The 6501-nt window shown below is 30.2% G+C and carries 5 protein-coding genes; all 5 read left to right on the top strand.

Annotation, left to right across the window (positions count from 1 at the left end):
* Positions 1 to 208: 208 nt before the first annotated feature.
* Complete coding sequence (locus tag MPF19_RS18570; protein ID WP_249989774.1) at positions 209 to 1180, top strand: Fic family protein; 972 nt, start codon at positions 209 to 211, stop codon at positions 1178 to 1180.
* Positions 1181 to 1319: 139 nt separating this feature from the next.
* Positions 1320 to 1664, top strand: a complete 345-nt coding sequence (locus MPF19_RS18565; RefSeq protein WP_249989773.1) for a DUF3024 domain-containing protein — start codon at positions 1320 to 1322, stop codon at positions 1662 to 1664.
* Positions 1657 to 2082 (top strand): UPF0158 family protein, encoded by a 426-nt coding sequence (locus MPF19_RS18560; RefSeq protein ID WP_249989772.1) that lies wholly within the window; start codon positions 1657 to 1659, stop codon positions 2080 to 2082. The genes MPF19_RS18565 and MPF19_RS18560 overlap by 8 nt, the downstream gene beginning before the upstream one ends.
* Positions 2079 to 3281 (top strand): exonuclease SbcCD subunit D C-terminal domain-containing protein, encoded by a 1203-nt coding sequence (locus tag MPF19_RS18555; RefSeq protein WP_203392266.1) that lies wholly within the window; start codon positions 2079 to 2081, stop codon positions 3279 to 3281. The genes MPF19_RS18560 and MPF19_RS18555 overlap by 4 nt, the downstream gene beginning before the upstream one ends.
* An 11-nt stretch (positions 3282 to 3292) precedes the next feature.
* Positions 3293 to 6501: AAA family ATPase (locus MPF19_RS18550; RefSeq protein ID WP_249989771.1), on the top strand; the 3209-nt coding region annotated here is incomplete at its 3' end.

The raw sequence follows: 6501 nt of genomic DNA, 5'->3' as shown, positions 1-6501 counted from the left end.
ACACCGTATAAACTTTATTGCTGGTTTTAGCTCACTTGGGAAATTCCTCCGGAATTTCGCCGTTCGTGTTTTATTTACTAAATTCACTGCTTAAAACACGCAACTAATCATACAAAACAACGTTGTGCCCAATTAAAAAAATCCGTTACATTAAAGAAATATAATTAAATGATTGTATCTTTGATAATATCAAATGATAGTATCACGAATGAAACCACCTTACGAAATAACATCTTCAATTTTAAAATTAATAACTTCTATTTCAGAAAAAATAGGTGAAGTAAACGCTAACTTGTTAAACAAACCTTCTCCTAAATTAAGAAAACAGAACAGAATTAAAACAATTCATTCCTCTCTAAGAATTGAAGGAAATACACTTACAGAAGAACAAATAACAGCACTTCTTGAAAACAAAAGAGTTATTGGTCCAAAAAAAGATGTTGTTGAAGTTTTAAATGCAATAGAAATCTACGAGAATTTAGATATTTACAAACCATCTAGTGAAAAGTCATTTTTAAAAGCACATAAACGTTTAATGAAAGGCCTTGTTGAAGATGCAGGAACATATAGGAAACAAAGTGTTGGAATTGTAAAAGGTAATAAAGTAGAACACGTAGCTCCACCTTTTGGAAACCTTCCATACTTAATGAAAGACCTTTTTGAATATTTAAAAAAGTCAGACGAAATTGAGTTAATTAAAAGTTGTGTTTTCCATTATGAAATGGAGTTTATACATCCATTTTTAGATGGTAATGGAAGAATGGGAAGATTATGGCAAACTCTAATATTAATGGGAAAATATCCAATATTTGAATTTTTACCTTTTGAAACTTTAATTAGTAACGATCAAGAAAAATATTACAAGGCTTTAGCTGAAAGTGATAAATCTGGAAAATCAACAAAGTTTATTGAATATATGTTAGGAGTAATTGAAATTTCAATAAGTGAATTATTAAATTTTAATAATCGAACATTAAGCGAAAAAGACAGATTAGAATATTTTGTTTCGTTAAATAAAATTCAATTTACTAGAAAAGATTATATGGATATATTTAAAGATATTTCTGCTGCAACTGCAAGTCGAGATTTGAAAAAAGGAACAGAATTAAAAATATTTGAGAAAACAGGAAAACTAAATAAAACAACTTACAAACTAATAACTGGGCTCAACACCGTGTAAACTTTATTGCTTACTCCTCGCCTACGTACGAAAGTCCTCGTAAACCTTTTTGGTTCGTGTTTTATTTACTAAATTAAGTGCTTGAAACACGCAACAAACCATATACAACAACGTTTGAAAAGCAAAACCACCACCCAAAATGCCAACAAAAATCATAGACATTAACGAAGCTACTATAAAAAGTTATGTAGAATCATTAAGACCGGAAGATTTAGAAATTAGAAAACAACTAGATATTGGATACCTTTATAAGGCAAATGTTGTATGTTTATTTGAAATAAGACCAAATTGGCAAAACCCAGAAGAAAAACAAAAAATAGAATTTGCAAGAATTAGACATTATAAGACCAAAAAAACATGGAAACTCTATTGGATGCGAGCAAGCGGAAAATGGGAACTTTATGAACCTTTTCCAGAATCTACACATATAGGGAAAATCATAGAGATTATAAAAGAAGATAAACACGGTTGCTTTTATGGATAAAACAAAACAGCAAATAATTAAAGAAATTGCACAAGATTTAGATTGTGGATATGAATGCTATTATAACTTTAAAACGCATGAAATTATAGCTATTCCAGATTTTTCACAAGTTTTTGACGAAGAAGAATTTAAAGAGGCTTTTGGTGAAACTTTGAAAAAAGTTAAACAACAAAAAGCCGATTTCCTAAAAATTGAACCCTTAGAAAGTTTCGACTCTTTTAAAATAATGGAACATTTTGTAGCACAATTAACTGACCAAAATTTTAAATTGGAATTGGAAGCTGTTTTACAAAGAAAAAAACCATTTCAGAATTTTAAACATCAAATAGAACAATCTAATTTTAGACAAGATTGGTTTGATTTTAAACAACTCGAACTAGAAAAAATAGTTGCTAAAATATTAAGTTTAAAAAAATGAAAATACTGCACACTGCCGATTGGCATTTAGGACATCGCTTGCACGAACAATCACAGTTTGAAGAACAATCTTTATTTTTAAGTTGGATTGAAACCTACATTATAGACCAAAAGATTGATGTACTTTTAATTTCTGGTGATGTTTTTGACACCGGCTCTCCGTCTAACCAGAGTTTAGAAATGTATTACAGTTTTTTAGTAAAACTAAACGGAACCACTTGTAAATCGATCATTATTACAGGTGGAAACCATGATTCTCCAGGAACTTTAAATGCGCCAAAACACATCTTAGGCGCATTATCTATAAAGGTGGTGGGTAAGGCAACGGAAGATATTAACGATGAAGTTTTTGAAATTGAAATAAATAACGAAAAAGTAATTATTGCTGCAGTTCCTTATTTGCGTGATGGTGATATTAGACGCGCTGTGGCAGGTGAAACTTTTGATGAATTAACAGATAAATACAAAACGGCATTAATAAACCATTATGTGTCTGCTGCAACACAGTGTAAAGAGATAAACACAAGCAATGCGCCTGTAATTGCCATGGGACATTTGTTTGCCACTGGTGGAACCATTTCTGATAGTGAACAAAATATTTATGTAGGAACGTTGGGACATATTGGTGCAGAAGATTTCCCTACGTATTTTGATTATATCGCTTTGGGACATTTACACAGACCGCAAATAATTGGCGGAAACGACAAAGTGAGATATTCTGGATCGCCAAATGTTTTAAGTTTTAGTGAAATTAATTACGACAAAAAAGTGATTATTTTATCGGTAGAAAATAATAAAATTACGGACATTAAAGATGATGTAATTCCTAATTTTAGAGAATTTTACAAGCTTATAGGTAATTTACAAGAATGTATGAGTTCTTTTTCTAGCCTTACTTCTAATTCGTACAATTTAACGCCTTGGGTAGAAATTGCTTTAAAAGAAGACAACACTGTTAATACAGACGATTTAAAGTCTGAAGCGGAGAAATACCCTTTTGAAATCTTAAAAATAGGATTAAAAAATCAGCGTAAAATTAAAGGAATTGAAGAGTTGTTAGAAAACACAAAATCAATCAAAGAATTATTACCTACAGAAGTTTTTAAACTAAAATGTGCAGAAATGGATTATGATTTAGAAAAAAGACCTGAGGTTTGGGATGCTTTTAATGAAATTTTACAATCCGTTAAAAAACAATAAGGCAGCTTTCTATGAAAATTTTAAAGATAGAATTACAAAACATAAACTCCTTAAAATCAAACACTCCTATTGTTATCGATTTTGAAAACGAACAATTTAGAGATGTTGGTTTGTATGCCATTACAGGATCTACAGGTGCAGGAAAAACAACAATTTTAGATGCTATCACTATTGCCTTGTATCACAGTGTACCCCGTTTTAACGGATCAAAAGGTACTTTGTTAGATGTTGTAAGTCATGGTGCACATGATGCTTTTAGTCGGGTTACTTTTAAAAATGACACCACCGTTTATGAGGCGTTTTGGGGAATTAGAATTGCTGATAAAAATGGCAAACCCTATAAAAATCCGAAGGAAGAAGTCAGTTTAAAAAACTTAAGAACAGATAAAATTTTAGCGACTCAAAAACGAAATTTAATTACCGAAGTAGTGAGCGCTACTCAATTAGATTACAATCAGTTTTTAAGATCTGTAATGTTGGCACAAGGAGAATTTGCTTCGTTTTTAACAGCAAAAGGACCAGAAAAAGGAAAATTATTAGAGCAAATTACTGGCGAACAGATTTATAAAAAAATTGGTCAAGGTATTTTAGATAGAAAATCTGAAGAGGAAAAAATACTAAGAGAAATTGAAGCTAAAATTAACGCCGATGATATTTTATCGGAAGATGCAAAAACCGATTTAAAACAACATGACAAATTCTTAGATACCGACATTCTTACAACTGAAAAAGAAATAAAAGCCACTCAGGTTATTGCAGATTGGTATGTGCAATATAAAGAATTGGTTGCCGCTGCCGAAACTTTAGACCAAAACACAAAAACGTTACATTCTTTTATTGAAAAGCATAAACCAGAATTAGATTTATTAGCTTTAAATGAAAAAGCAGCGCCTTTTAAAGAATTGATTCAGAATTTAAATAGAATTGAAAAAGAGGCTCGTTTAAAGGAAAATCAATTAAGTTTAATTGAAAAGGAATTAGTTGCGCTAAAACCACAGATTGAACAACTAGAAACTATTACAAAAAAAGAAGCTATAGAAATAGCTGCTTCTGAGAAAGAATTTTCTACTTGGTTGCCAAAACTAGATACCGTTACAAAATTAGATAGCGAGTTAAAAAATGAAATTACTACTCAGCAAAAATCTAAAGAAAAAATAGCCGAATTAAAGCAACAAATAGCTACTTTAACTTTAGATCAGCAAAAGCTAAGCAAAGAATTAAATGATACCGTTGCTCATATTAAAATTGATGCCGCTTTTATTTCTGAAAACAAATTTTTAAAAGAAGTTGCCTTAGAAATTTCTGATTGGACTACCGGTTTAACCACCTTAAAAGGACATAAAGAAACACTAAATGCAACTGTTTTATCTGTTATTGAAAAGAAATCTGCCATTTCTAAAACGACAGAAACGTTAAAAGAAAATAGTGAATTATTACTAAAAAAAGTAGCTGAGGTTAACAAAATTGAGAAAGAAATTTCAACAATTAACACAGCCATCAAACAAAAGAATTCAACTGATTTATTAGCTAAAAAAGACAAACTTCTTGTTACTGAATCTCATTGGAAACAATTTAAAACACTTGCAGAACAGCATACTAAAACAAAAGCAACCAAGATTACTTTAGTAGAGAGTGAAAAAAAATATACAACTGATTTAAAAGGAATTCATACACAAATAGCAAGCTTACATAAGGATATAGAAGTTCAAGAAAAAGCGGTTACTGATGCATCAAAAATTTTAGATTTAGAAAAAAGTGTTGCCAAGTATGAAGATGATCGTCAGTATTTAATTGACGGACAACCTTGTGGTTTATGTGGTTCTAAAGAGCATCCGTTTACGGAACATTTAATGACCATTAATGTTTCTAAAGCCGAATTAGAACTCAATAATAGAAAGGAAAAACTACAGACACTCACCCACTCTAAAAACGCTTTAGATAAAAATGAGGTGCAACTAAATACAAACGTAGAAAGCTTAACAACGCAAATAAAGGCACTTACTGCTGAGTTGAATGCAATTGAAGCGAGTGTAAAACAAATCCCTGTTTCTTGTGAATTAAATACTATTTCTCAAATTGATATTGAGTTAAATCTGCTCACCTCACAACTGAAAGAATTAAATAAAAATCTAGCAATCGCACAACAATTACAAGTTGATAAAGATAAATTATCAAAACAATTTGAAGCACAAAACCAAGCGGCTCAAACACTAAAAACAACGGTTGCCACGTTAGAAGAAAAAAATAAAAATGCCAAAGTTGATATTGATGAAAGTCAGAAAACGATAGATAAATTATCTAAAACCTGTACAGATTTAGAAGCTGATTTTAAAACCCAGCTTTCTAAATATAACTATCAATTACCATCAACAGAAAACACAACTCTTTTTATTAAAGAAATTGAAGAAAAAATTACAGTCTTTAATAGAACACAAAAGAATTTAGATACTTTAAAAGCTTCAGAAAAAGTACTTGAAACCAAGATTGAGAATTATAGTAAGCAACTAGATACCCTTTCTAAAACCGAAGTAGAAACGTTAAAAATTAGTACGGCTGCGGATGTTAAATACAACGAATTAAAAACACAAAGAATTGCTATTCTACCTATTGAAATTACTGTAGAAAGCAAAAGAAATAGTTTACAAAGCTCGAAAAATAAAGTAGTTGAAAATGCCAAATTAAATACCATTCGTTTGCAAAAGTTGGTAGATGCAAAAAACAAACAAGAAACGTTAAAAGTAGATCACATTGCGACTCAAAAAGAGCTCAAAGAAAAATTAAATGTTTTAAATGTATCACTAGCATCACAATTAAAAGAGAGCGTATTTACTTCAAAAGAAACTGTTGAAAGTGCTTTATTATCAACTGAAGATCAATTAAAATTCACCACTAATAAAGACCGCATAAAAGAGAATGAACTTAAAATAAAAACCCTTAAAGAGGTAAATGTAAAAGCAATTGCAGGTTTACAAAAATCTAAAACTTTTGAAACTTCTGAAGCAGAAAGTAAGTTTCTTTTAGAAACTTTACATGCTAAAAACAAAACTTTCTTATCCGAAAAAGGAAAAATTGTAGAAGCGTTTAGAAAAGACAAAGAAATACGTGATCGTAATCAAGAAGTTTATAAAAAAATAGAGAAGCAATCAGAAATTTGCACCGTTTGGAAAGAACTATTTAAAATTATTGGGAATTCTAAAGATGCTTTTAACGTCTATGTACA

Origin of the sequence: Polaribacter sp. Z014 (genome assembly GCF_023555435.1) — a bacterium.
Taxonomy (GTDB): Bacteria; Bacteroidota; Bacteroidia; order Flavobacteriales; family Flavobacteriaceae; genus Polaribacter.
The sequence above is the reverse complement of the archived record's forward strand: the minus strand, read 5'-3'. Positions and strand labels throughout refer to the sequence as shown.

Coding starts and splice junctions, on each gene's coding strand:
- MPF19_RS18570 (WP_249989774.1), top strand. CDS start 209: ATGAAACCACCTTACGAAATAACATCTTCAATTTTAAAATTAATAACT.
- MPF19_RS18565 (WP_249989773.1), top strand. CDS start 1,320: ATGCCAACAAAAATCATAGACATTAACGAAGCTACTATAAAAAGTTAT.
- MPF19_RS18560 (WP_249989772.1), top strand. CDS start 1,657: ATGGATAAAACAAAACAGCAAATAATTAAAGAAATTGCACAAGATTTA.
- MPF19_RS18555 (WP_203392266.1), top strand. CDS start 2,079: ATGAAAATACTGCACACTGCCGATTGGCATTTAGGACATCGCTTGCAC.